This is a genomic window from Paenibacillus sp. GQ49 (assembly GCF_059759055.1).
Genome location: NZ_JCAXEL010000004.1, coordinates 434,043 through 460,816, shown reverse-complemented (window position 1 = coordinate 460,816; position 26,774 = coordinate 434,043). Strand labels below are relative to the sequence as shown.

The 26,774-nt window shown below is 47.3% G+C and carries 24 protein-coding genes; 18 read left to right on the top strand and 6 right to left on the bottom strand.

The genetic code is table 11. The features are described from left to right. Positions 1 to 543: 543 nt before the first annotated feature. Entirely contained in the window at positions 544 to 1,386 is an 843-nt protein-coding gene (locus AC6CIF_RS11360) for a 1,4-dihydroxy-6-naphtoate synthase (protein WP_498199677.1), read from the bottom strand. Beyond that, on the bottom strand, positions 1,383 to 2,288 hold the full coding sequence (locus AC6CIF_RS11355; RefSeq protein ID WP_498199676.1) for a futalosine hydrolase: 906 nt from the start codon (positions 2,286 to 2,288) through the stop codon (positions 1,383 to 1,385). Before AC6CIF_RS11355 ends, AC6CIF_RS11360 begins: the two co-directional genes overlap by 4 nt. 1,224 nt (positions 2,289 to 3,512) lie before the next feature. Here AC6CIF_RS11355 and AC6CIF_RS11350 point away from each other — a divergent pair. The 11 genes from AC6CIF_RS11350 to AC6CIF_RS11300 all read left to right on the top strand — a co-directional run bounded on the left by AC6CIF_RS11350 (position 3,513) and on the right by AC6CIF_RS11300 (position 15,267). Beyond that, positions 3,513 to 3,902: a GntR family transcriptional regulator gene (locus AC6CIF_RS11350; RefSeq protein ID WP_036606399.1), complete on the top strand. Its 390-nt coding sequence runs from the start codon at positions 3,513 to 3,515 to the stop codon at positions 3,900 to 3,902. Then, the gene (locus AC6CIF_RS11345; protein WP_036606401.1) at positions 3,895 to 4,797 is read left to right on the top strand and encodes an ABC transporter ATP-binding protein; all 903 of its coding nucleotides are present in this window, start codon (positions 3,895 to 3,897) and stop codon (positions 4,795 to 4,797) included. Before AC6CIF_RS11350 ends, AC6CIF_RS11345 begins: the two co-directional genes overlap by 8 nt. After that, positions 4,772 to 6,799 (top strand): hypothetical protein, encoded by a 2,028-nt coding sequence (locus tag AC6CIF_RS11340; protein WP_498199675.1) that lies wholly within the window; start codon positions 4,772 to 4,774, stop codon positions 6,797 to 6,799. The genes AC6CIF_RS11345 and AC6CIF_RS11340 overlap by 26 nt, the downstream gene beginning before the upstream one ends. A gap of 286 nt (positions 6,800 to 7,085) precedes the next feature. Further along, on the top strand, positions 7,086 to 8,033 hold the full coding sequence (locus AC6CIF_RS11335) for a hypothetical protein (RefSeq protein ID WP_076214418.1): 948 nt from the start codon (positions 7,086 to 7,088) through the stop codon (positions 8,031 to 8,033). 80 nt (positions 8,034 to 8,113) lie between these two features. Further along, positions 8,114 to 9,139: an alpha/beta hydrolase gene (locus AC6CIF_RS11330; RefSeq protein WP_498199674.1), complete on the top strand. Its 1,026-nt coding sequence runs from the start codon at positions 8,114 to 8,116 to the stop codon at positions 9,137 to 9,139. Positions 9,140 to 9,191: 52 nt separating this feature from the next. Beyond that, positions 9,192 to 9,728: a nickel-responsive transcriptional regulator NikR gene (nikR, locus tag AC6CIF_RS11325; protein WP_076214421.1), complete on the top strand. Its 537-nt coding sequence runs from the start codon at positions 9,192 to 9,194 to the stop codon at positions 9,726 to 9,728. A 285-nt stretch (positions 9,729 to 10,013) separates the two neighbouring features. Continuing rightward, positions 10,014 to 11,672, top strand: a complete 1,659-nt coding sequence (locus AC6CIF_RS11320; RefSeq protein WP_498199673.1) for an ABC transporter substrate-binding protein — start codon at positions 10,014 to 10,016, stop codon at positions 11,670 to 11,672. A gap of 42 nt (positions 11,673 to 11,714) precedes the next feature. Further along, the gene (locus AC6CIF_RS11315) at positions 11,715 to 12,710 is read left to right on the top strand and encodes an ABC transporter permease (RefSeq protein WP_498199672.1); all 996 of its coding nucleotides are present in this window, start codon (positions 11,715 to 11,717) and stop codon (positions 12,708 to 12,710) included. Next, on the top strand, positions 12,707 to 13,714 hold the full coding sequence (locus tag AC6CIF_RS11310) for an ABC transporter permease (protein ID WP_498199671.1): 1,008 nt from the start codon (positions 12,707 to 12,709) through the stop codon (positions 13,712 to 13,714). The genes AC6CIF_RS11315 and AC6CIF_RS11310 overlap by 4 nt, the downstream gene beginning before the upstream one ends. A 1-nt stretch (position 13,715) precedes the next feature. Continuing rightward, complete coding sequence (locus tag AC6CIF_RS11305) at positions 13,716 to 14,672, top strand: ABC transporter ATP-binding protein (RefSeq protein ID WP_498199670.1); 957 nt, start codon at positions 13,716 to 13,718, stop codon at positions 14,670 to 14,672. After that, complete coding sequence (locus tag AC6CIF_RS11300) at positions 14,662 to 15,267, top strand: ABC transporter ATP-binding protein (RefSeq protein ID WP_498199669.1); 606 nt, start codon at positions 14,662 to 14,664, stop codon at positions 15,265 to 15,267. The genes AC6CIF_RS11305 and AC6CIF_RS11300 overlap by 11 nt, the downstream gene beginning before the upstream one ends. A gap of 191 nt (positions 15,268 to 15,458) precedes the next feature. Here AC6CIF_RS11300 and AC6CIF_RS11295 read toward each other — a convergent pair whose 3' ends face one another. Then, entirely contained in the window at positions 15,459 to 16,652 is a 1,194-nt protein-coding gene (locus AC6CIF_RS11295) for a MalY/PatB family protein (RefSeq protein WP_498199668.1), read from the bottom strand. A 432-nt stretch (positions 16,653 to 17,084) separates the two neighbouring features. Between AC6CIF_RS11295 and AC6CIF_RS11290 the strand changes: the two genes are divergently transcribed. Next, on the top strand, positions 17,085 to 17,762 hold the full coding sequence (locus tag AC6CIF_RS11290; RefSeq protein WP_498199667.1) for a stalk domain-containing protein: 678 nt from the start codon (positions 17,085 to 17,087) through the stop codon (positions 17,760 to 17,762). Between the two features lie 130 nt (positions 17,763 to 17,892). Here AC6CIF_RS11290 and AC6CIF_RS11285 read toward each other — a convergent pair whose 3' ends face one another. Next, positions 17,893 to 19,902 (bottom strand): S9 family peptidase, encoded by a 2,010-nt coding sequence (locus AC6CIF_RS11285; protein WP_498199666.1) that lies wholly within the window; start codon positions 19,900 to 19,902, stop codon positions 17,893 to 17,895. A 346-nt stretch (positions 19,903 to 20,248) separates the two neighbouring features. On the opposite strand from AC6CIF_RS11285, the gene AC6CIF_RS11280 reads away from it, so the two are divergent. From AC6CIF_RS11280 to AC6CIF_RS11255, 6 genes are all read left to right on the top strand, one after another. Next, on the top strand, positions 20,249 to 20,806 hold the full coding sequence (locus AC6CIF_RS11280; protein ID WP_498199665.1) for an STM3941 family protein: 558 nt from the start codon (positions 20,249 to 20,251) through the stop codon (positions 20,804 to 20,806). A 43-nt stretch (positions 20,807 to 20,849) separates the two neighbouring features. Continuing rightward, on the top strand, positions 20,850 to 21,716 hold the full coding sequence (locus tag AC6CIF_RS11275) for an aldo/keto reductase (protein ID WP_498199664.1): 867 nt from the start codon (positions 20,850 to 20,852) through the stop codon (positions 21,714 to 21,716). 218 nt (positions 21,717 to 21,934) lie between these two features. Then, entirely contained in the window at positions 21,935 to 22,321 is a 387-nt protein-coding gene (locus AC6CIF_RS11270) for a GntR family transcriptional regulator (RefSeq protein ID WP_026081254.1), read from the top strand. Then, complete coding sequence (locus tag AC6CIF_RS11265) at positions 22,314 to 23,012, top strand: ABC transporter ATP-binding protein (protein WP_498199663.1); 699 nt, start codon at positions 22,314 to 22,316, stop codon at positions 23,010 to 23,012. Before AC6CIF_RS11270 ends, AC6CIF_RS11265 begins: the two co-directional genes overlap by 8 nt. After that, on the top strand, positions 23,009 to 23,749 hold the full coding sequence (locus AC6CIF_RS11260; protein WP_498199662.1) for a hypothetical protein: 741 nt from the start codon (positions 23,009 to 23,011) through the stop codon (positions 23,747 to 23,749). Before AC6CIF_RS11265 ends, AC6CIF_RS11260 begins: the two co-directional genes overlap by 4 nt. Positions 23,750 to 23,928: 179 nt before the next feature. Then, the gene (locus AC6CIF_RS11255) at positions 23,929 to 24,429 is read left to right on the top strand and encodes an LURP-one-related/scramblase family protein (protein WP_036606430.1); all 501 of its coding nucleotides are present in this window, start codon (positions 23,929 to 23,931) and stop codon (positions 24,427 to 24,429) included. A 119-nt stretch (positions 24,430 to 24,548) separates the two neighbouring features. Here AC6CIF_RS11255 and AC6CIF_RS11250 read toward each other — a convergent pair whose 3' ends face one another. Both AC6CIF_RS11250 and AC6CIF_RS11245 read right to left on the bottom strand, forming a co-directional pair. Then, on the bottom strand, positions 24,549 to 25,433 hold the full coding sequence (locus tag AC6CIF_RS11250; protein WP_498199661.1) for a WYL domain-containing protein: 885 nt from the start codon (positions 25,431 to 25,433) through the stop codon (positions 24,549 to 24,551). Beyond that, on the bottom strand, positions 25,408 to 26,736 hold the full coding sequence (locus AC6CIF_RS11245) for a helix-turn-helix transcriptional regulator (RefSeq protein ID WP_498199660.1): 1,329 nt from the start codon (positions 26,734 to 26,736) through the stop codon (positions 25,408 to 25,410). The genes AC6CIF_RS11250 and AC6CIF_RS11245 overlap by 26 nt, the downstream gene beginning before the upstream one ends. Positions 26,737 to 26,774: the final 38 nt, after the last annotated feature.

Genomic DNA, 26,774 nt, shown 5'->3' with positions numbered 1-26,774 from the left:
AACATGGTTAGTGAGGTTACTAGTTTGCATCAGTTATCTTGATGAAAGTTTTTTGCCAAGTTAAAAATTAGACTCTAAAACCGCAAACAACAAACCCGAAACCCAATAAGGCTTATACAACTTTTGCTGGAAAGTAGGGATTAGCAAAATCGGTAAGGGGAGTTTAAAAGTAGGACTCCGATTCGTGACCCTCCTGAATATGACCTATACTGATCCTAAGTAACCAAGCTCTAAAAAAAAAAACTCAAGGATACCGCAATCACCCTGGCTAGCTAAGAGGTTTCTAGCCCCGAATCACTACGTAGTAATCTAACGAATCGAGCACACGCTATTTGCCGAAAATCCGCACATACCAATTTCTAACGAACCGAAGAAGGGTTATTGTGTGGAATGAAGCGAGTTTGTCGGTGATATGAACGAATTTTAGCCGAATACGGTGTCTGAGATTCTTTAGAATTCTCATACCACGTTATTCGGCTAAATAAGATGTGCTGTGTTCTTTAGATATAGAGCGAAGAGAAACTAACTCAAATTAAATCAAAGTTAGATTCGCAACAGATCAAGGTCGAACTCGGGAACGAGTCCTTCTTTCATGGCGCGGCCAAGCAGTGCAGTGATTGCACCGTAACCATCATCACCTAGGTTGGCGCTGAACTCGTTAACGTACAGGCCGATATGTTGTGCAGCTACGTCAGGGTCCATTTCTTGGGCATGTTCCATAACGTATGCTCTCGACTCATCCGGGTGCTCCCATGCATATTCAACGGAGGCGCGTGCCCATCCGGCGAGGGCATGAGCGTCCATGTTGCGACGTGCGATGATCGCTCCAAGCGGGATCGGAAGGCCGGTGTCGCTTTCCCACCAGTTCCCAAGATCTGTCATTAGTTTGAGGTCATAGTTCTGGTACGTGAAGCGTGCTTCATGGATAACAAGTCCGGCATCGATCTTGCCGTCACGAACAGCAGGCATGATCTGGTCGAATGGCATGACAACAATCTCGCCTACACCGCCAGGAACATTTTGCGCTGCCCATAGACGGAATAATAGATATGCTGTCGAACGTTCACTTGGCACAGCAACCCGTCGTCCAGACAGATATGCTGGATCGGTCGTGCCATTTTCGGTCAGAACCAAAGGACCACAGCCTCTGCCAAGTGCGCCTCCAGCAGGAAGCAGAGCATAGTCAGATAACACGTATGGCAGTGCTGCATAAGATATTTTCATCACTTCAGGTGTGTCGGGTCCATCCGGATTTGCTGCCAGACCATTGGTAATATCAATATCAGCATAACGGACATCCAGCTTAGGTGCGCCCGGGATTAACCCGTGCACCCACGCGTGAAAGATAAATGTATCGTTTGGACAAGGGGAAAATGCAATTTTCATGATGTAATAACCTCCCGTAAAATGGAACTTGCGGCCTGGAGCGCATCGAGGGCGTCCTTGATGCGCCAAGCGTCGCGGTCGCGTGGACCGACCGCGTTGGATATGGCCCGCAGTTCGAGTGCTGGCACGCCGAACTGCTGGGCAGCCGTTGCCACGCCGAAGCCTTCCATGCCTTCGGCGGCGGCATCCGGCACGCGGCGCAATAGCTCCGCGGCCGTCTCCGCTGTTCCGGTCGCCGTGGACACGGTGACCGCAGTGCCTCCGCTTACAGCGAGCCCGGCCCGCTGCAGCTCATGGCGCAAGCGAGCGGCAAGCTCCGCGTCCGCCGCCACAATGGACGAGCCGAATCCGAGCTCGTCCACACTAAGGAAGCCGTCTGGCGTCTGCGAGCCCAGATCGGCAGCAACCATGGCGTCGGCTACCACGAGGGAGCCGACGTCTGCCCGGCCGGGGAACCCGCCGCCGATGCCGGCACTGATCACCAGCATGTAGGCTGGTGAAGATCCGGCTCCGGCAAGGGGCCCCGGCCTTGAAGATGTGGCAGATGCCTGTGCCACATCGGATGGGCTTGGCGCATTGGAACCCTGCGCCAACGCCCTTGTGCTTGCAGCCGCTACGGCATATGCCAATGTAGCGGCTGTTCCTGCTGCGGCCGAGGCTGGGCCAACGCCCGCTGCGATGACGTCAAATCGTTCCGCCCCCGTGTCTCCCAAACCACGGAGGACCGCATCTTTCTCCGCATCAACCGCGGTTACAATTAACACACGTTGTGATGAATTTCCTTGTACCGGACTTATATCTGAAGTGTTTATTTCCCCAGTTGAATCCCCGTGGTGTCCACTATTTTCGAATGATGCGTTTGGTTTATTATTCTGATCTTTATCCTGTCTATGTTCATTCATCTCGGATTCTCCTTATGAGGTATTAGAAGTGTAACATATGCCTCCATAGTATCTTTCTTACAGCAAGCTTCTAGTTACACTTCTTAGGGTTATTACTGACTTCTATATTTCCTTGTAATGTATAGTTCAACTTATATAAATGGAATTCGGGGATATATTTGTCCACTACAAAAGGACATTTATCTTCATTTTGTCTTTCAAAGAGTGGACACTTTTTCTAAAAAGATACTATATCCATCCAGGAATATGAAACACTACATATAGATGTTTTTAGATATAAAATTAAAAATGATCTATATGTAGAATATCAATTCCGAAGTGCTTTCTCATGTCTGTGTCCACCCTTTGAAAGACATATCTACAATATGTATGCTCAGTGCGGACAGCTCGAGTTGGCCCTCCAAACGAACAGATAAACGATTGAAAAGGCTGGAGTCTGCCCGACCCATCCAACGCGAATCATATATAGCCTTCGGATTTTAGACCAACAAGCCAAATGAATAACGGGCCCAGTCTACACTCGACCACTGCATAGTAGCTCATTTGTGCAAACCCGAATTTAAAGCAAATACACAGTCTTGCTAACTCTAATATATCTGCCTGCTAAACAGCCAACTACTGTTCAGACAATAGTGCAGACAATAGATCTATAACGCAAGAAAACATATATAACGCATAACAGACCTAACAATCAATCAGATTAAACGCGCACAAAAAAGTAACAAAGATACAGTGATTATTGAACAATATTTCATCCCCATCATAACGGAAGGGGAAAGACCTGAACAACCTTTGCATGTAATTCTGTCAAAAGCGGTCAAGCAAAGTTTTGGGTAGCCGTATCACTTCAAGTAGCCACATCTAGCCACATCGCTTCAGATAGCGGTTTTGCTTCACTTCATGTGAACGCAATCCTGATCGAGCCCCGTCCTAAGTCGAAATGAACCTGCTTCCCCAAATTATATATGTCATTTAAACCATATAACCTATCTTTATTAACGTACTCCCAATAAAACAAGAAGTCAAAGTCAACGGTTGACAATTCGATTTAACTGTATTAATAATAATAGTACAGTTAATACACCTAAGAGTTGAATATGTACGGCTCTACAGCTGTACTGCTTAGGTACCGCCTTTTTACACCTAGATAACTACACATACACCTCAGATACAGTCATTTAAAACCCATAGGTTATTCACACATTTACAGAAAGGAGGTGCGGGATGTTCGAATTAGATGTACGCAGCCGTAAGGCGATCTACGAGCAACTAGTGGACAAAGTCAAAGAAATGATCGTATACGGTATTCTAAAGCCCGACGAGCAGCTTCCTTCTGTTCGTGCGTTATCCACGCAGCTGACCGTGAATCCAAATACGATTCAGAAAGCGTATCGTGAGCTTGAACGTGAAGGTTACATTTATTCTTTGCAGGGAAAAGGGAGCTTCGTATCATCATCAGTGGAACATCCGAATGAAGCCATGAGAGATGAGATCAGAGAGTCTCTGGTGAAGTTGATTGCAGAAGCTTCGTATTCCGGTTTGACCAAAGCGGATATGACGCTTTTGTTTGAGGAAGCGATGGCCCGTATAGAGAAGGAGGAGCCTCATGATTGAGCTGAATCAAGTCGTCAAAGCATTTGAACAGGAAAAGGCAGTGGATGGCGTAACGATGCACATACATAAGGGGTCGATCTATGGTTTGCTCGGTTCCAACGGGGCAGGCAAGACATCGCTGCTCAAAATGATGGCTGGCATCTATCGTCAGGACAGCGGGACTGTTCGTATCGAAGATAATGAGATTTATGAAAATATGGATCTCAAAGGCCGCACAATTTTTATGGCCGATTCGCCCTACTTTTTCCCGCAATCTTCAATAACTCAGATGGCTGCATTTTATCGTTCGGTATATCCGCGCTGGAATGAGGAACGGTTCAAGCAACTGGCTACCGTGTTCAAACTGGATGTAAAACGCAAGTTACATCGCATGTCCAAAGGCATGCGCCGTCAGGCAGCCGTATGGCTGGGACTTAGCTGTATGCCTGAAGTGCTGCTGATGGATGAGCCGATTGACGGCCTCGACCCGGTCATGCGCCAGCAGATCAAAAACCTGCTGTTCCAGGAAGCAGCTGAACGTCAGGTAACCATTGTCATCTCGTCGCACAACTTGCGTGAGATCGAAGATCTGTGTGACCATGTGGCGATTATGCACAAAGGCCGAATTATTGTAGAGAAGGATCTTGATGATCTGAAGGCCGATACGCATAAAATCCAGGTTGCTTTCCGCCACCCGGACCATGCCAAAGCCATGGATGAGCAGATTGATATTTTGCATGAAGAGAAACGGGGAAGCGTATCCCTGTACATTGTCAAAGGCAACCGACAACAGGTAACGGATCAATTCCGTATACATGATCCGTATCTGCTGGATGTACTGCCTTTGACGCTCGAAGAAATCTTTATTTACGAAATGGAGGACGCAGGGTATGATATTCAACCGATTGTTCTGTAACCGGGGCATCCTGATCCAAAATTTCAGACAGCATGGATGGATAGGCATCCTCTACCTGATCACATTGTTGTTCTCACTTCCGTTATATATCGCTACCGAGTACAGGGATGTGCCACAACAGATTACAAGTTTGTTTCAGGCTAATGGTGAAGTGCAGATTTTGTTCGCCATTACACTGCCGGTAGCTGCGGGTATCTTTCTTTTCCGCTATGTTCAATCCGGTGCACCTTCTGATCTATTTCATAGTTTGCCGTTACGTCGTAAACATCTGTTAACGGTGAATCTGTTGACCGGATATGCCATGATCCTGATTCCAATCTGGATTACAACTGCGATTACCGGCTGGGTATGGGCGGTACTGGATCAACCTGCGTTTCTGTTTGATGGCAGTACAATCTGGATGTGGGGCTTGAGCATGAGTATCTACTCGCTGTTTATGTTCATGCTAACTGTGGCGGTGGGCATGTGTATTGGTCAATCTGTATTGCAGGGACTTACCGTGTACGCGCTCGTCTTGTTACCTGTAGTCGTGTGGTTCATTATGTCACTTCATCTCCAGCATTATTTGCTCGGATATGCTTTTGAAGAAGTGGGCTTTAATGCGGAGAAACTCTCACTTGTCCTGCGTGTGGGTTCGATCAGTAACCTCCCTGTAATCCGTCAGGAGTTAATTATCTATGCTATATTTGCAATCCTGCTTATTCCTCTAACCTATGTACTTTATGCGAAGAGACAGGTTGAATCTGCTACTCAAGCAGTTACGTTTAAGCTTATAAAACCTATATTCCACTTTGGATTGATGTTTACATTGGTTCTGATTGGCGGAGGTTACTTTACAATGATTGCTCCAAGAGGATCATCTGGATGGGGAATCTTCGGATATATCCTCGGAGGAATTGTAGGTTATATCGTTGCGGAGATGATTATTCGCAAAACATGGCTGATCTGGAGCAGCAGGCTGCTACCCAAGCTGATTCTATATGGTATCATCGCTGGTCTGATACTGTACGTACCTATTGCCGACTGGAATGGATACGCCGCTCGAGTGCCTGAAATGAGCAAGGTGAACAGCATCAAGCTTGGTGGGGAGAGTTATACGTACAGTAACGGTGTCAGGCAGAAAAAGGACGATGCTCACCTCTATTCTAATGATCCGGAATACATGGGGGCAGTTATCGCTCTTCATCAAAATATTGTGGATTCCGATCTTCCTTTACTGGATGATCCGATTAATACAGGTATGCGTAATGATGAGTCTATATTAATTAACTACAAGCTGGATAACGGCAAAGTGATGAAACGTAAATACTACATTCCAGAAGCCGAATTCCATCAGGAATTAATGGCTCTGAAACAGTCCCAGGATTACAAAAGAGTCGCCTTTGAAACGTATAAGCTGGATGAAGATGCGTTAAGTTTCGGCATTCGTTCTGCCATAAGTTCATACCGGAAGGTTTATATTAGCAATCCGGAGCAAGTCCGTGAGTTCAAAGCATTGTTGAAACAGGACATTTTGGATCAGACCTATGAAGAACAGCGCTCCCCGTGGCAGTCGTTTGCTTACGCGGAGATGAATCAGGACTCTACTTCGAAAGATCCATTTCAACCGAGGGAGATGTGGAATTTTGAGATCAAACCTAGCTATGATCGGGTATTGACTTGGCTGAAGGAGAACAAATTATACGACCAGTTGCTTGTCCAGGCAGATGAGATTGTCTCCGCTCAGTTTGCGAAGCAGGAGATTAACAGTCCGGGTTCGCTTCAGTGGACTACTCCGCAGCCAGAATATATCGATGGAAATCTAAGTGGTAACAAACAGATAGCGACTAAAAACAAAGAAATCATTAGTGATTTGCTCAAACGTCAACGGTCTGGTTATCTAACAGAGAAAGATACCATTTATCAGATCAAGTTGAATGTAACACGTGGCGAGAACATCTATATGATGTTGAAAGAAGAGGATTTGACCGAGGAAATGAAAGCTATTTTGGTCAATCAATAAGCTGAGCGGTATCAGTTGTTAACTATAAGCGGGAAGGGTTCTCCCGTTGATCGAAAGTTTTATTCAACCAGTAAAACCAGATTTACTTGACCAGACACAATGAATGGAATATATTAGAAAAAGGTAGGGTTCGAGTGACTCGTTCAATCGAATCCCATATGGAACGGCTTATGAGGGAAGCACCCGTAAGAGCAGGCAAATGCCTGACTTGCGGGTGCTTTTTTGTCGTTCGCTGATTTCGTTGGCTATTCTACTAAATATATTAGAAGAAAGGGTGTAGAGACGCATGCAAACAGAAGCGTGGAAGGAAACGATAAATGAACAGGAGGCAATAGCAGGTAGCCATAGTCAGATGATGGAACAAAGTAACGTACGGCATCGTCAATTGCCATCGATGACTCATCTTATTTTCAGATCACGCCTGCTTATAGGGCTTGTGATTCTGTTCAGCGCAGGCACGATCTATTTTGCTTCTTCAGTCGAGGCAGCGGATATAGATCTTGGCGTAACCGCGCAAAAAGCATGGGACTCTGTATTGAACAAAGCCGATGCACAAACCAAGTTAACGTTGAAGCAAGCTTACGAGAAAGTGGGGAACTGGAAGGCTCAAGAGCAGGCTTGGGAACAAAAGATAAAGACACTTCATGCTGCCAATACCGCGGAATTGGAGCGATTACGTGTAGAAATAAGACAAACCGATGAAGCGAAGGTCGCAGCTTTAGCTGAAAAGGTAAAGCAAACACAGGCCCGATATGAACCGCTATTCGCCCTCTATAGTTCAGTCAATAGACAGTTGGATGCAGCCAAAGCCATCAAAAATAAGGAATGGAGTGCAGCGATCCGCACTCAGGCAGAGACGTTGAGACCGGTTGTGAAGCTTGCCAGAGAAGATATCCGGATCAAGAAAAAGGAACTTGCTGAAGCACGCAAACGGAAGAGCACTGAAATAAAACGTTTACGAACTATGCTAGCAGGGGCCGACTCCGCGAAGAAACAGATTCAAACGGCTAAAAAACAGGCAAGTCTGGCGAAAGAACGATATTCCAACGCTCTACAACAGTTCAAACAGAGCACGAAGCAAGGCCAACCGTCACGTGTACTCAGCTCATTGAACACCTTGGCGTCTGCAGCAGAGAAGTGGGCAGGCACAAAACAACATATCCACACACTGGAGCAAAAAGTATCCACTACGTATGTGAAAGTCAGACAGGAAATCGCCAAGAGACCCAAATAAGAGGAAACCCGGTCCTCTCCGCAACGTACACAACTTTAGATGTAAAGACGCTTCGATGATGATGGAACGAGGTGGAGCTATTGCAGTCCAAGTTGGAAACGAAACGTACGGGGGCAAAAGGTTTTAAACGTAAACGTTACTGGATTCCCAGCGTTGTACTAATTTTGATCATAGGTTTTATTGGGATTGGTACACAATGGACACCCAAAATAACGGTATTTTTATTAAAATCATTAATTGAAACTACTGATCCAGACACAAATAGCAAGGATACTATGCTCTCGGGTGGGATAACTCGTGTTGCGGATGTTACCTATGCAGACGAAGGGAGTAATGACAGTACACTGGATATCTATTATCCTTCCGTAACATCGGAACCTTTGCCTGTTGTGTTATGGGTTCATGGTGGTGGATGGGTCTTGGGTGACAAAAAGGATATCGCAGATTATGCCGTACAATTAGCCAAACAGGGTTACGTTGTGGTCAGTATGAATTATGCGCTCGCACCGGATACGAAATATCCCATTCCCGTGATCCAGACGAATCAGGCTTTGACTTACGTGAAGAACCATGTCAGTGAGTATAAGGGTGACCCGGAAAACATATTTCTCGCAGGCAATTCGGCAGGTGCCCAGATTGCAAGTCAGACTGCGGCAGTGGTGACCAATCCATCTCTCGCCAAGCTGATGAACATAACACCAGCCGCCCAGCCGGAAGAGTTGCGTGGGGTTCTGCTATTCTGTGGTCCATACAATCTAAGCACGGTAGCCAATACAGGCTTTCCACTCATACGGACATTTCTCTGGTCATATACGGGAGTCAAAACATTTGAAGACTATCCACGTCTGCATGAAATGTCGACCGTGCTTCAGGCCACAACAGAGTATCCACCTGCATTTATTACCTCAGGCAATGATGACCCGTTGACCAGTCAATCGATTGAGCTGGCACAAGTATTGAAGCGCCTTGATGTTGAGGTGGAAACCTTGTTTTTCTCAAACTCATCAGAGAAGCTGGGACATGATTATCAATTTGATCTGGAGAGTGACGCTGGACAACAGGCGATACATTCGGCAGTACGATTCATGCAACAGTATAGTCGATGAGCAGACAAGTCTGTGGTACACTCGAAGCAAATGAGGGCGCAGGAGGAGAAGTATGGCAGATAAAGAAGATTTGACCCGGTTCGGGGTGGCGTTTCCTACACCTCTAATTGAGCAGTTTGACCAGTATATTGAGGAACAGGGATACAAAAACCGATCTGAGGCTTTCCGTGATCTTGTTCGCAAAACATTACTTCAACCTTCTGCATTACAATCCGACCAGGATGTGGCAGGCACCATTGTGATGGTCTACGATCACCATATCAGTGATCTTCCCATTCGTTTGATGGAGCTCCAGCATGAGGCGCATCATGATATCATTTCCAATATGCACGTGCACCTGAACCATGACCAATGCCTGGAGGTAATTGCCGTACGGGGTAACCTGGGACGATTGCGTCATTTGCATCAACAGATCCAGGTACAAAAAGGTGTTTTGTATGCGGAGCTGTCTGTGACTTATGTAGATGAACTCAACAAACTGGCTCATGCTCAGAGTCGTCAGGAGGGCAATCCGGATCAAAGTCTGGATCACAATCAAAGTGCAGGTCAGCATGGTCACAGCCATCATCATCATCGCTCTGCGGAGTAAGACAAATACGGATGTAATTTCTATGAAAATATAGCAAATCTAAAGAACAGACCAGTGGTTAGATGCCAACTGTCTGTTTTTTTTGTTTGTTATAATACCTGACTTTATAGAGCACTACAAATGCTCGGTTATACAACTTTTTATTTATTAATTCTGAAATATGAAAAAATATGGATTGCGAAGTTAACTTTGTTGACATATGATTTGTATTTTGTGCTACAATTTCTCTGAAAAGTAACACGATAAAAGGGAGTGCAACACATATTTAGAGGGGGAACGACCAGAATGGGCAGATTTTCATGGAGATGGGGAAAACGAAAAGGTAGAACAGGATTAGGTATCTTGCTTGTATGTTCCATTGGTTTATCTGGTTGTGCACAGAGCACAGCGCCAACAGCTTCATCAGCAGAGAATGGACAGTCAGTTCCAGCCTTAACCAAAGACGAATTGGTGCTGGCCGTTGGCACCGAGCCGGAAGGTGGGTTTGATCCGACAACCGGATGGGGGCAATATGGGTCACCGCTTTTCCAGAGTACCTTGCTGAAGAGGGATGCCAAGTTACAACTGGTTAACGATCTGGCTACCGCATACTCCGTTAGTGAAGATGGGCTGACCTGGACGGTTACACTCCGGAACGATGTAAAATTCTCTGATGGGGAGCCACTTACGGCTGAAGATGTAAAATTTACGTTTGATACGGCTGCTCAGAGTGGGTCTGTGATTGATTTGACAAATATGGCTGATGTGCAGGCACCTGATGATAGCACGGTCATATTTACACTGAAATCGCCGCAGTCTACATTCATCAGTCTGCTGACGACACTTGGCATTGTGCCTGAACACGCCTATGGTGCCGATTATGCAGAGCATCCGGTCGGATCAGGACCGTACAAGCTGGTTCAGTGGGACAAAGGACAACAGGCCATCGTGGAAGCGAATGAAGAATATTACGGTAACAAGTCTGCATTCCACAAACTCACCTTCCTCTATCTGGATGAAGATGCAGCCTACGCTGCTGCGCAGGCTGGTACGGTGGATATCGCTGCTATCCCAGCAGCGTTTAGCAAGCAAGAGGTGAATGGCATGACATTAGAGGCTGTGAAAACCGTAGATAACCGGGGCATCATGTTCCCCATGCAACCTGCTGGTGCCAAGTCGGGCGATGGTCTTCCCGCAGGGAATGATGTGACATCTGATCTGGCGATTCGCCAGGCGGTGAATGTTGTGATTGATCGTGAGGCTTTGGTTGAGGGTGTACTGGAAGGGTACGGTCGTCCAGCGTATTCCGTCAGTGATGATCTGCCTTGGAGCAATGCAGAAGCTGTATTTACAGATGCCAATCTCGAAGAAGCGAAGCGCATTCTGGCGTCTGGTGGCTGGGTGGATGCGGATGGTGATGGTATCGTCGAGAAAAACGGCGTTAAGGCCGAATTCAATCTGCTTTATTTTGCAGGTGATTTAACAAGACAATCTCTGGCACTGGCTGCTGCGGATATGGTAGCTCAGGCGGGAATCAAAATCAATGTTGAAGGCAAAAGCCGTGAAGAGACAAAAAAGATGGCTTACTCCAACGCTGTATTGTTTGGGTGGGGCAGTCATGACCCTTTGGAAACCTATAACCTCTATAGCAGTGCTCATAAAGGAGAAGGGTATTACAATGTGGGGCTGTACAGTAACCCTGTCGTGGATTCTTGGATGGACAAAGCCCTTCAGGCAACAAGTGAAGAAGAGGCATTGCCGTTCTGGCAGAAAGCGGAATGGGATGGAACAACAGGTTTCAGTTATCAGGGTGATGCGCCATGGGCATGGCTTGTGAACATAGATCATCTGTATCTGGTTACGAATGGACTGAACATTGGTGAGCAGCAGATCCATCCTCATGGTCACGGCTGGCCGGTGACAACAAATCTGGAGGAATGGTCCTGGGATAACATTACAAAGTAGGAAACGCAACGGTAGCTTTAGCCTGAATTGGGGAGAGATTGGATGACAGGCAGGAATGGATGGGCCAGATTTGTTGGTTTTAAAATGTTGCGACTTGTATCTCTATTGGTTGGAGTCAGTGTGTTGTCTTTTATATTAATGCAATTCTCTCCTGTTGATCCGATCGAAGCCTACATTGGTGGAGACATGATCCGGGTAAGCGCCGAACAGCGCAGTTTAATCGAAGAACGTTGGGGATTGAATGAATCTCCCGTGGAACGATTACTAACCTGGGGACAAACGCTGATTCAGGGAGATCTGGGGACATCAATGATCTACAGACAGCCTGTAGCGGATATTATCCAGGAACGGTTCATGAATTCTGTTGCGCTTATGGCTGTGGCTTGGATATTATCCGGCATCATTGGTTTCACTCTTGGTGTAGTTGCTGCGATGAGACGGAATTCGAAGCTGGATCGCCTGATCTGTTGGTATTGTTATACGCTGGCCTCCACGCCAGTATTCTGGATTGCGCTGTTGCTGCTGATGGTATTTGGGGTGTGGCTTGGATGGCTTCCAGTTGGCCTTGGGGTACCCGCAGGAATGTCAGCTGATCAGGTCACATGGGGAGATCGAGCTATTCATATGATTCTGCCAGCGTTGACCCTCAGCTTGACTGGGGTAGCTTCGATCGCTTTGCATACCCGGCAGAAACTCACGGATGTACTCGAGTCAGATTATATTCTGTTTGCGAGAGCGCGAGGTGAGCGTGGATTTCAGCTGTTCCGTCGACATGGGTTCAGACATGTTGTTTTGCCAGCCATAACACTACAATTTGCTTCGTTCAGTGAACTGTTTGGTGGGGCTGTGCTTGCAGAACAGGTATTTTCATACCCCGGCCTTGGTCAGGCAACGGTTCAGGCGGGGTTGCGCGGTGATGTTCCACTGCTGCTCGGACTTGTGATGTGCAGTGCAATCTTTGTTTTTACAGGTAATATGGTTGCAGACATTCTGTATCGTATGATCGATCCACGGATGAAGGAGGAGCTGATGTCATGAAACAGACGGTAGAACGCTCCTCCGAGCAGACGGCAGAAACAGCCGAAGTACAGAAAGTGAAAACTGCGAATCAAGAGGTACGGTACAACATTAATACAAGGTCTCTACAGGCTGAGACTGGAAAAGGAACAGGAACAACACGCCCAACGAGAAAAGATTATACGGCTGCCAGAGACCAAAATTTCCGAAACCCTCGCCAAAGAGCGGTGATCTGGGGAAGCCTCGCGGTGATCTGGATTGCCGTTGTGTGGTTGACGGGCAGGCTGCTTCCGGCTGGTTCTACGCTGACTTCACTAATGGATCGGAATTTGGCACCAACCTGGGCGCATCCATTTGGCACAGATTGGCTCGGAAGAGATATGTTCATGCGTACGTTAAAAGGATTGGCAACCAGCATTCAAGTGGGATTGCTTGCTGCATGTGGTGGCGGACTGATCGCACTACTGCTTGGACTGGGGGCGGCTTCTAGCAAGGTTGCTGACCGGGTAATCTCATGGATCATCGACCTGTTTCTGAGTGTGCCACATCTGGTATCGCTGGTCATGCTGGCCTTTGTATTCGGTGGAGGTCTGGCAGGAGTAGCGGCAGCGATCGCGCTGACGCACTGGCCGAATCTGGCCCGGATTGTACGAGCGGAGATGATTCAACTGAAATCCGCAGAATACATTCAGATTTCACACAAGTTGGGTCAATCGCGGTTACAGATTGCGATGCAGCATATGCTGCCACATCTGGTCCCGCAGCTGTTCGTGGGCGTACTGCTAATCTTTCCCCATGCGATTCTGCATGAGGCAGCCATTACGTTTCTGGGGCTGGGGTTGTCCCCGCAACAACCGGCAATTGGAATTATTTTGTCAGAGTCGATGAGATATTTATCTGCTGGCATGTGGTGGCTCGCCTTTTTCCCTGGACTGGCATTGTTACTGGTTGTTCGTGCGTTTGATGTATTGGGCAACAGTCTGAAGACGTTGATGGGTACAGGTAGTTCAAGGGAGGTGAGGTAATATGGCTCTTCTTGATATTGAGGGAGTATCGGTGTCATTTCGGCGCGCCCGTGGTTGGTTTGGGCACGAACATACTTATGTCATTCAGAATCTTGATCTTTCCATAAACGAGGGCGAGATCGTGGCTGTTGTAGGCGCAAGTGGATCGGGTAAAAGTGTGCTGGCGCAGGCCATCATGGGCATTCTGCCTGCCAATGCCAGGTTAGAGGGACGTATTAGCTATAGTGGCGAGCCTTTGACCCCAGACCGACAACTTCATCTGCGTGGTGAGGAGCTGGTGTTAATCCCGCAATCCGTCAGTTATTTGGACCCGCTGATGAAGGTGGGGAGGCAAGTTCAGCTGGTAACCCGAGATTCCGGACGGAAACGAGGCTTCATAGCTCGATCCCATATGAAAAAGACGGAGCAGGAGCTGATGGAGCGTTATCATCTTCCTCAAGGAACATCCGGGAAATACCCGTTTGAGTTGTCCGGAGGTATGGCAAGACGGGTGTTGATGGCGACAGCGACCTCAGGTCAGCCGAAGCTGATCATTGCAGATGAGCCGACACCAGGCATCCATCCGGAAGTGTTGGCCGAGACGATGAGGCAATTTCGCGAGCTCGCGAATGAAGGCGTAGGCATCCTGTGGATTACGCATGATGTTACGACAGCCCTGACGGCAGCTGATCGCATCGCTGTATTTTATGCGGGTACCAATGTAGAGACGGCGCAGGTGGATGATTTTAAAGGGAATGGAGAATGTCTGCGTCATCCATATACAAAAGCGCTCTGGAATGCGTTGCCGCAGAACGGATTTCAGCCACTCCCAGGCTCCCAGCCGTTGGCAGGTCAAGAGATTACGAAAGGATGTTCATTTGCTCCCCGATGTAGCGTAGCAACCGTTGCATGTACCCGCGAACGTCCAGAACTTCGTAAGGTACGGGGCGGAGAAGTGAGGTGTTTCCATGTCACTTGAAGCACGGGACGTGAGTTACCGTTATGATCCGAAATCGTGGGTGTTCCAGCAGATGAATATGCAGGTGCAACGGGGAGAAGTGGTTGGCTTGTGGGGACCAAGTGGCTGTGGCAAAACAAGTCTTGGTCGCATTCTTGCAGGATATGCCGAACCTGTGGCAGGACAAGTACTTCTGGATGGTGAACCACTCCCCCGTAAAGGAGTATGTCCGGTTCAGCTGGTGTTCCAGCACCCGGAGAAGGCTGTGAATCCACGCTGGCGGATGCGTCGTGTACTTCAGGAGGCGTCTGTGCAGGATGAACAGTTGCTCGAAGCTTTGGGTATTCAGCAGACCTGGTTGGACCGTAGGCCGACTGAATTATCCGGTGGAGAACTGCAACGTTTCTGTGTGGCGCGGGCGCTTGGCACAGCGACACGTTATGTGATCGCAGATGAGATGACAACGATGCTGGATGCAATCACTCAGGCACAGATATGGCATACCGTGATGGAAGTGGCTCGCCAGCGTGATCTGGGATTACTGATCATAAGCCATGATCGGGATTTGTTGAACAGGTTGTGCGACAGAATTACACCGATGCCGATATCGATGTGACTGTAATTTTAATTATGTTTTGAATAAATAAAATGATCGAATGCAAAAGGGGTGCCCCTTGTGAAGTCATTGACCATGAATATGAGTCATGGACTTGACTACGGGGCACCCCTTTTCACTTTTGACCAATATTCGTCATTTAACGAACAGTACACGTTCTGTTGGCAACGTACATAGATGTGACTGAAAGCTTATTTGCCCGACACATTGCTTAGCAACACAGATAATCTGCGCATCGCCTCTTCAACCGTAGAACGTGGACAGGCTACATTAATACGCATGAACCCTGTACCCTCTGTTCCAAAGAAGCTCCCGTCATTGAAAGCAAGCCCTGCTTCATGAAGCAGCATATTGCATAGTTGTGCATGTGGGATATTCAGTTCCCGGAAATCCATCCACAACAGATAGGTTGCTTCGGGCAGATGCATTTTAATCTGAGGAATATGTTCCGCAACATATTGCTGTACATATTCCATATTTCCACGGATATAGGCAATGCACTCATCCAGCCATTCCTCGGCTCCGTTGTATGCAGCTTCGGTTGCAACAGCCCCCAGTGTACTGATACTGGCAAGTCCCATCGTTTTTACACCCTGCGCGAACGATTCCCGCAACTTGGCATTGGGGATGATGATGTTGGATGTGCAGAGGCCAGGAATGTTGAACGTTTTGCTTGGAGCCGTACAGATGATACTTAGATCAGAGACGGCGTCCGAGATCAGGGTCAGTGGTGTATGAGTTCCGCGCTGATGAACAAGATCGGCATGGATTTCATCTGAAACCATCAGTACGTTGTATTGCAGACACAGTGACGAAAGCCCTTCAAGTTCCTCACGAGTCCATACCCGTCCAACCGGATTATGAGGACTGCACAGAATCAGCATTTTGACTCGACCGGTCTGCAAGCTGGATTCCAGTTGTTCCAGATCCATCGTGTAATGACCGTTATTCTCTATCAAAGGATTGGTGATCAGTTCACGGCCTTGACCACGTACTACTTCATAGAAGGGAGCATACACGGGAGTTTGGATGACCACTGCATCTCCCGGTTGAGTGAATCGTTGTACAGCAATGCTGAGTGCGGGCACAATACCTGGAGTGAATACAATCCAGTCATCGTTAATTTTCCAGTTGTGGCGCCGTTCCATCCAGTCTGCAACAGCTGCATGATACGCCTCAGTCCGCACTGTATAACCAAAAATCCCGTGCTCCATCCGTGTTTGCAGGGCCTGAATGACGGATGGTGGAGCAGCAAAATCCATATCGGCCACCCACATCGGAAGCGCATCAGCAGCACCGAAGATATCCTCAAGCGCATCCCATTTTTCTGATCCGGTAGAGATCCGGTTAATAGGCTGGTCAAATGTACTGTTATTGTTATTCATCGTATTTAATCCCCCTTGAGTTCCGTTCCTTCGACCACAAATCGACAAATAATTATCTAATACATTGGTTAATTTCGCAACTATTGTGCGTGTATGATTAGCTTCATAATGTATGGTCCGGATTTCGGGACTTTATTCATATAAGAACAACTTAACGAGCCAGAGAACAGCGGGCATACGACAAAGACTATTTTTGTACGCCCTTGTTCCTGTTTTGTCCATTTATCGTTTACAACCTCTTGTCAGATGCTATTATATTGCTAACATTTGGTGGAACAACGGGCTGTTATCCGAATAAGCTCGTACCCATAACCCATACATGATGAGCATAACTACATGAGTCTTTCGCGTACATCGAGCGATCGCTTGAATCGTATTATGCATAGGGCTGACATTTGAACTCAGGAGGCGTTTAGGGATGAAAAGCAAAAAGTGTTGATTGCTGCGGGTGTGTTTGGCATGGTGTTAACCGGATCGGCAGGTGTATATGCAGGTACACAACTGGAGACAATCAAAGCTTATCTGAACCATGGGCTCGCCATCGAAGTGAACGGACAGAAATATACACCGACGGGTGACCAGGGTAAAAAGCTTGCGCCAATTACATATCAAGGTAGTACATATCTCCCCGTTCGTTCGATTGCCGATGCATTAAAGACCGAAGTGAAGTATGATTCCCATAACAATAAAGTAAGCATCGGTTCTTCAAGCTCTTCTGGTGGGTCAACATCCACAGGCAACAGCGGATCAACATTACCATCCACAGGCACGAACACACAGGCGTCAGGTGTGAAGTCCAAGTATCTTCCGGCTGATTTCCCATTACCGAAGGATGCGAAGGCAACAAGTCTCATTGAAAGCAATGTAGACGGCGACAATAAAAAAGTCGTGCTCACGTACACAACCAAAGAATCAGTGCTAACCGTTGGAACATCCTACAAAGACTACTACCAGACCAAAAACTTGAGTCAGAACACGCAGGATATCCAGGCAGACGGCTTCAGCATCGTGGGTCGTGAAGATGGCAAATATGCCGTAACCATCACAGGTTCGGTATCTGCAACCAACAAGGATCTGAATGAAATCACCGTAGTTTGGGGCGAAGAGTAATCTTTCCTTCTATAAAAGGTGAACAGCAAAAGCCGCCCGTGGAAATCATAACTGATTTCATTGGGCGGCTTTTAGGGTTGAATCCATATCTGGTTCTATACTCTGAATTAATAGTCTAAATATTAGTCCGTTACAGGTACTCGTTAAACCATCCGGCAATATGCTCCAAACGGCGTATCCTCAGATGAGGATGGCCTCCACGGGACAACTCATGGTTGGCACCTGGGAAACGAACAAGCCTTGTGGTCTGCTTGCGCCGCTTCAACGCAATGAACAACTGCTCGGCCTGTTCAATTGGACACCGCAGGTCCTGTTCGCCGTGCAAAATGAGCAGCGGGGTGTTCACGTTGCCGACATAAGCGAGCGGGGAATGTTTCCACAGTTTTTCCGTGTCATCCCATGCGTTACCACCAATCTGATCTTCTGTGAAGAAATAGCCAATGTCACTTACGCCGTAGAACGATAGCCAGTTGGAGATGGAACGCTGGGTAACAGCCGCCTTAAAGCGGTCCGTGTGTCCAACAATCCAGTTGGTCATGAATCCGCCATAACTGCCTCCGGTTACGCCCAGTCTGGATTCATCGATAAACGCATATTGGGACAGGGCATAGTCCACACTCTCCATGAGATCGCGATAATCGCCACCACCATAATCTCCGCGACAGGCGTCTACAAACTGCTGCCCGTATCCGAGGCCACCGCGTGGATTGATATATATAACAGCGTAGCCTTGTGCGGAGAGAATCTGGAACTCGTGCATAAATGTAAAACCATACATCATGTGTGGACCGCCATGAATCTCCAGAATGGTCGGGATTTTGACCCCGTCGACCATGCCATGAGGTTTCATGATCCATCCTTGCAACCGCAGGCCATCCGAGGAATTAAACCAGAAGGTTTCCGGTGTACTAAGGTGGATCTCATCCTCAAGCTGTGGATTGCTGCGGGTGAGCCGAACCGGCTCTACACCGGGATTTTCCGGTTGTTCATACATATAGAGATCGCCAGGATTTCGTGTGTCGGCAACAGCGGCCACGATCTGCCCGTTTTCCAACTCGGCAAATTGATAAATCTCACGTTCGTCAGGCCATATATAGTCGGCACTGCTGCCGTCTCGTGCGAATTTGGCAATGCGGACACTGCCATGTATGGTTGCTAGACACAGGATGGAGGAACCATCCCGACTGAATACAGGCCCCGTGGTTGTCAGATGTGATCGCATGTCGCCAACAATGCTGTGATTCAACTGTACGTCCCAATCGGTGCTCAGACATACAAGTTCACCACCTGATATTGGAAGGTTGTATAACTTCACAAGCGTGGCATTTCCATAGGAACGGTCACTGGCGAGCAGTGCAATGGATTGTCCATCCGGTGCAAAGGCCAGCCGGCTGAACGTATATCCTTCCGGGGTCAACTGCTGCACATCCGATCCGTCTGCCTTGGCAAGGTACACATGATTGGTTAGAGTGTAATCGTTATGATCCTCGCCATCTTCGGGCAGCTGGGCAATCCATGCAATGGATCTTCCGTCCGGTGACCAAGCGTAGTCTCCAACGTCATAATGACCTGTAGTTACAGGGAGTGGTTCCACATCGATCGGTGCGAGAGCGAAGAGGTGGGAACGTCTACCGTTCCATAATCCGCTGGCATCTGATTTCATGCGAATCCGGTCTACGACATGTTCTTGCAGCAGTTTAGGTCCATCGTCTATAGGATCTGTAGGTTCTGATTCCTCATCTCCGCTCATATCCACGGATGATTTCACAAGCAAAGTATGACCATCCGGTGACCAGAGCAGGGAACTGACGCCATGTTTCAGGTGACTGATTTGCTGTGCTTCTCCGCCATCTGATGCGATAATCCAAACTTGGGATTTCCCATCAACCTCTCTTAAAAAGGCAAGCTGAGACCCATCCGGCGACCAGGCTGGGGAATGATCCTTCTCACCAGAGGTAAAGGGCCTGTCCTTTTGATTCCCCAGATGCAACAGTCTCAGGTGAGAACAATAACCGTCACGTGCTTCATTCGTTTTCCGGCTTACATATACCAGTTGTCCGCCTTGAGGGGACGGAGTTGGATCATTAACCCAGGTAATCTGATAAAGATCTTCCGATGTTATGCCGCGCTGACTCATCATTGTTTGTCCTCCCGCCATGAATTAGAATTGGTTAATTTCCTAACCTTTCCATTTATATTAACGGAAAGCAAGGGACAGGACAATAAGGGTGTCATCGGAGTGGCCGGTGCAAACATTCTTTGTTCAATTCATATAGGTGTGTTAAAGGATTTGCTCGAAGGATGACGAATCCTAATGTTGAATAAGCGCAGAAATGACGAAAAACGGTCTTCATTTAATGTTTAACATTGGTGAATTTGGTTTAATGTACAATGCAATTCCTGTTCTGCATTCAGCTATTTGGTTCATAGCCATTCGTTTATATAGAACTTGTATGATTCAGTCACAATGGAGGAGGAACGTCACGTTGAGCACATCCTATGAGCAGCATGTGGAATATCCAAGCCGGAAACGAATGGCGTGGCTTACGGCAGGGGCGGCACTCTTTGTGGCAGCCGGATTTTTTTTGATTTTTGATAGTTCTTCAGTTACGAATGATTCCATCCTTTCGGATGTGATTGGACTTCTTTCCATTTTGTTTTTTGGGCTATGTTTCTGCTACAGTCTGGTAAAGATGATTAAGAAGGAACCTTCTTTTGTAATCGATGAGGATGGGTTTGTGGATGCATCTTCTTATACTGCAGGAGGAGCCGTGGCCTGGAAAGACGTTGAGAATATTTTTATGTATGAATTAATGGGACAGAAAATGATCGGGGTCAAATTGCGGGACGAGAAAGCCTTTCTGGATCGCCAGAACGGGATGAAACGTAAATTGATGACGGTCAACAGCAATATGGTCGATGCGACCATCAGCGTTGCCCAAAGTAGCCTCACAGTGCCACTGGATCAATTGTATATCATGATGATGAGCCACTGGAGACATGTGAGTGATAACATGATGTATGATTCGTATCATCGTCGTTAGAGAGGTCAGAACGTCCATAAGTCTTCAGAATGGAGGAATAGAGATGATGCATGGTGATGCAACACGCACGATTCTACTTCCGGATGGAACTGCCCTGCCTGCGATAGGACAAGGCACATGGAACATGGGAGAGAAGCAATCTAGCCAAGAAGAAGAAGTACGAGCACTTCGTTCCGGTATTGAACAGGGAATGACCGTGATTGATACGGCGGAGATGTATGCAGAAGGTGGGGCAGAAGTTGTTACGGGAAAGGCCATCTCGGGCCATCGTGATGAAGTTTTTCTCGTATCCAAAGTATATCCCCATCATGCGGATCGCAAGCAGATGATTACGGCGTGTGAACGTAGTCTGAAGCGTCTTGGTACAGATCGTCTGGATCTGTATCTGCTTCACTGGCGCGGAGGAGTACCGCTCGAAGAGACGGTTGAGGCTTTGGAACAATTAAAGCAATCCGGTAAAATCCTTCGCTGGGGTGTATCAAATCTGGATACAAGGGATATGCAGGAATTATGGAGTCTGCCGGAGGGGACTAAGTGCATGGTGAACCAGGTGCTCTACCATGCAGCTTCGCGTGGTATTGAACATGATCTGCTTCCCTGGATGCGGGAACGTAGCGTTCCTGTAATGGCGTATTGTCCACTGGCACAGGGTGGCAGACTGCGAAGTGAATTGTTGCAGCATCCAGTCATTCAGAAGATTGCGCAGGATCGAGGAGTTACGACTTCGCAGATCGCATTAGCCTGGGTGATCAGGGATGGAGATGTACTGGCGATTCCGAAGGCGGTACAGCTGAATCATGTGGCAGACAATGCAGCAGCAGTGAATATCGTTTTGACACAAGAGGAACTCACCCGTTTGGATGAGGCGTTTCCTGCACCTAAAGGCAAAGTACCTCTAGATATCGTGTGAAATAGATGAAAATACGACTAATAAGTCATGCGGAGCAGATCTACCCGATCTGCTCTTTTTTGTGTCCATGTATCTATACAGACCTACTCCCAGAAACAGATAACCGAAGCTTCCGCAGGACCAAAGCGAAAATAGGTTTTAACAAATGGGCTTTACAACACTATTTCACTAGTGTACTATGTAACTAACACACCAGTACAGAGAGGAGCGAGAACTTTGTGACTATGGAATTTGATAACAATTTACCAATCTATCTGCAGATCATGCAGTACATCAAGAGACAGATTGTAACCGGGACACTTCAGGCAGGTGACAAAATTCCTTCGGTTCGTGAACTGGCGGCTGAACTACAGATCAATCCAAATACAGTACAACGGACATTTCAGGAGCTTGAGCGGGAAGAAGTGGTCGAAACCAAACGGGGCTTGGGCAGATATGTGACCAGTGAGGAGCGGAAGATTATGACGATCAAAAAAGAGATGGCCGGTGAATTGCTGGAACGCTTTCTGACCGGAATGCAGGAACTGGGGATCGAAGAGCAGGACATCTTATCCATCGTAGCCGATGCTGTTGCGGAAGGAAAGGGAGGAACAACGCATGAGTAACATCCTTGAACTGAACCAGATCAATAAAACATATGGCAATAAGAAAGCGCTCAGTAATATTACATTGGATATTGCTCCAGGACGAATCGTAGGTCTGCTGGGTAGCAACGGTAGTGGAAAAAGTACGCTCATGAAGCTGGTTGCAGGTTTGTTGCATCCGAGCAGCGGAACGATTCAAGTTACAGGTAAGCCTGTTGGGCTGGAGACGAAGGCACTGGTTTCGTTCATGCCGGATCGTCCATTAACCGAGAAGTGGATGAAAGTGCGGGATGCAATTGCATACTATCGCGATTTCTATGCTGATTTTGATGAAGAGAAGGCACGGGAGATGCTGGAATTCATGAACCTTGTCGAGAGTGACCGGGTACGGCATCTGTCAAAAGGTATGAATGAACGACTACAACTAACACTGGCACTTTCTCGTAAGGCTCGTCTGTATTTGCTGGATGAACCGATTGGCGGAGTAGATCCGGTTGCACGAGGCAAGATTCTGGATGCGATCGTCAAATTCTATGATGAAGACAGCAGTCTGATCATCTCCACGCATCTTGTGAATGATATTGAACGGATTTTTGATGAAGTTGTCTTTATTCGCGAGGGTGAGCTGGTGATGCGGGAAGAAGTGGAAACGCTCCGTCTGAAATATGGGAAAAGTGTGGATGAGATGTTCAAGGAGGTTTATGCGGAATGATGACATTATTGAAGTATGACTTTAGAAGGAACTGGAATACACTGCTGGCTGGGCTAGTTATTTTGATTATCGCTCAAGTGGGGCTTTCCCTTTTCGTGTCTGAGGTCACAGGGATTGTGCTTGGCATTATGGGATATGTTGGAGTAGGTGTGGCTATTTATGTGAAAATGATCAAAACATACACGTCCAATATCCGCTCTTATAATCGCCGTTTGTTACCCGTAACGGGCCTATCACATGTGTTGTCTCCTTTGATCTTTGGACTACTTTGCGGGTTGGGGTTAGTCATTATTTTTACGACTCATGCCTACATCTATATTTCAATGAAGCTCAGAATGAACATGGCTAGCAATATTGATCTTTCGGGTCTGCATGTTTCGGATTATATTAGTTTGTTGCTGTTTAGCGCATGGGTTATGGTATTCATGACCGTCATTATCTTCCTTTCGATCTCGATTGCAGGCAGCTTCCGTTGGAAAACTGGGCCTTGGATCGGCATCGTTGCATTCTTGGTCCTCGTTAATCTGCTTGGCTGGTTGGAAAATATCATTACGACAGGACGCTTCAGTCCAAATGAGATGTTCCGGTATACGGAAGAAAGTACAGGTATTGCAATCACAGCCAATGGTGTACTATGGTCGGACGGCATGTGGGGAAGCATTGTATTTGAAATCATCGTAGCCGTTATCTTGGTGTGGGCTACCATCTACCTGAACAACAAAAAAGTTGAAGTCTGATAACAAGATAACTTGAACGTGATGCGAGCAACCAGGGTTGCTCGTTTTTTGCATCCAGTAATAATCCACTTTTTGAATCGAATCCCATTAATGATACGTAAATATAGATATATTGTGTGCTCGATGCGAGATTAGGTTAAAGAGAACAAAAGGATCTGTAAGGGAAAGGAGAAAGTGTTATGGAACTATACTTCAGGGATAACTTTTTTAACGCAGGTTACACCGAGATTATGAATCCGAATCAGGAACAGGCTGGGCATCTGGATTTGAAAAGTGTCTTTGGTTCTTCACTCGATGTATCAGATAACTCAGGATTAGTCTGCAGCGGTAAATTCCGCATGTTAACCAATCGCTGGGATATCACTGCAGCAGATGGGAGACATCTGGGTGTGCTTAGGGCCAGGTTCAGTTTCTTTAGTAAAAAGTATGAATATGACGCAGGATCACGAGGTACATATGATGTGTCTGCTCCAGCATTTTCGCAGGAATATGATATAAGTGGCAGTGGTGGCCGCATCGTGGCCAGTTTCCGTCGCACCAGCGGCTGGTTTAGTTCAGGCGCATTTGTATTAGATAATCAGTCTGAACAACTGGACACGTATGAATTAATTGCAGTGGTCATGGGCGTGCACGCGATTAACAAAAGACGGAACTCGGCAGCTAGCAGTGGAGGAACGTAGTTTAGGCGCATGTATACCAAAAAGGTTTGGATGAGATTCTCCAGACCTTTTTTTCGTATATGGATATAGATATGGGTTTACTTTTGAGCAATAGTTATGGTTAACCCAATCTTACAAAATCATTGACCATCAGCTTTCGCAAGAGGTTTTTCCTCACGTTGGCGGTGCTGGGCTTCATTGGAGTGTTCGGAATGCGTATCAGGATCTTTTTCGGCATAACGTGCCAGTGCCTTCGCAGCTGTTTCGGACATTCGCTCCCGCAGTACCATGTGGTCAGCGATTCGAACCCGTTTGCCGAGAAAACGCATTTTGGATAAGACGTAATCCATCTCATTGCGCGGAACGGTTAGTTCGATCCGATATGTCTGCTTTGCTTCCAGGTACTCGACCTGTTTCTCAAAGCAGGAGAAGGCATAGAGGATTCGGGACAGTTCCTGATTGAACTGGGGCAGTACCTCGATGGTGATGGTCGTTTTACGCTTCTCTGTTATCGCAGCAATTCGGGCAGTGTAACCCGAAGCTGTATCCGGTTCAACCGGTTGGGCTTCCACGGTAACAATGCTGTGCAGTTTGGTGGACATGAGTTTGTCGAACCGAGGCGCATACCATAGCACGTACCATTCTTTTTTGACCATGGAATACTCCAGTTTGTACGGGAAACCAAATTCATCATGGCTCGTGCGTCCATTGCGGACGCGACCCGTCATGCGAAATCCCTGATGATGCAGAATGATTAGCCGTAACTGTCGAAGTAGTGGGTGAGAGACACTGTTTTCTTCGCTTTTGGCTTTTTCGGTCAGGTAATCCTGAAGGTTCAGGTCCTGCTCACCATTAAGCATGTTGTACATTTTATCCAATGTTACAGGGCTCAGCGCTTCTCTCGCAGCAGGGTGATTCAGCATCATGCGAAGCCAGGCCCGTTCCTGTGAAGTCCAGGTGAACAGTCCGGTTTCATTCAGTCGTGTCATCATCTGGTAATTAAACATCTTCTCGAACAGGTTCATAATATTCCCCAATCTCCTTCCATTCCTTGATCATCTCCTGGCGTAGTCTCTGAGGTGCAATTATTTCACAGCTTGAGCCAAAACTCCGTAACCACGGTTTGATCTCGGTGGTACCGTTGACCTGGATTTCGTAGAGAAAGGTATGATCCGTTTCGGGTATAATTTTGCCCCATTGACCTTGCAGACGAACCCGATCCAGAATAAAGTTGCGCTGACCACGCTCCGGGTGGAAAAAGCGAGCTTGAACCGTCACGGTATTTCCCGTATCCACGAGCCAACTGTAGCGACTAATGTCGGTCCACTGCTGCTTCAGTTTGAGCATGTATTGCTCTTCTACTGAATCCTGTTCCTCCAGTTGGGTTATGCCTTCCATGCGGAATTTCACAAAGCCGCGGCGGCCCTGATATCCAATTACATACCAACGACCATACTGATGGTCATAAATCACTTCAAGGGGCACGATTCGGTTGGATCGACCATCTGCTTTCCGTTCAAAGCGTGGATTCGTATTCTGTGAACTGTAGCTGGATGGTTTTTTCGGTGAATAGTATAGGAACTGCACACGTTTGCGCTGACGAATCGCACTAAGCAGTGTGTAGAGATGAGCTTCGTCCAGGATACGAGAATAATAGTGATACTTATAGATATAGGGCTCGGTAGCTTCTTCTTGCGGGAAACTTGCCGTAATGGCTTTTTTCAAACTATCCCGCAATAAATATCCCTGTACGGACGGTACCTGAGTGTTTGCCATCATATCCACAAAATCATACAACTCCAGCTGTTCCTCCACTGTTAATTCGGTAAGGACATCCTGTTGTAAAGCATAGCGATATGGTCTGCCACCTGGCTCTTTTCGAATAACCCCAACCTCTTCCAGATACTTTAGATCGGAGCGAATGGTTTTCTCGTCAGGTAACGCCAGATCTTCCGGCAGATCAGCACAGCAGGCGTCCAGCAGTTCCATCGCGGTTAAGGCTTTATGTTGTAAGGTATGCAAAAGGACAGAAAGCCGCTGAACTTCAGTCTCTTTCATCGACTTGGCGCGGAAGAGGAAGAGCAGCATGGGTTCAGCCGACTCTCCATACTGGAAGCGAACGAGATCCGCTATTTCCCGGCTTGCTTCGGCACCTGAGCGCTGGTCGGCAACGGTCTGCATGATTTCTTTTAATCTGCGATTGGTTTTATCAAAGGTATGTACGGATATGCCAAGCCGCTCGGCATATTGTTTGCGGTTATACGCACCGCTTGTTAGGGATAACATGCGTAAGAACTGAATTTCTTTGTCAAAACTCTCTCTTGCCATGAACATTCACTCCTTGTTATCCCTTCATTGTAGCAGGA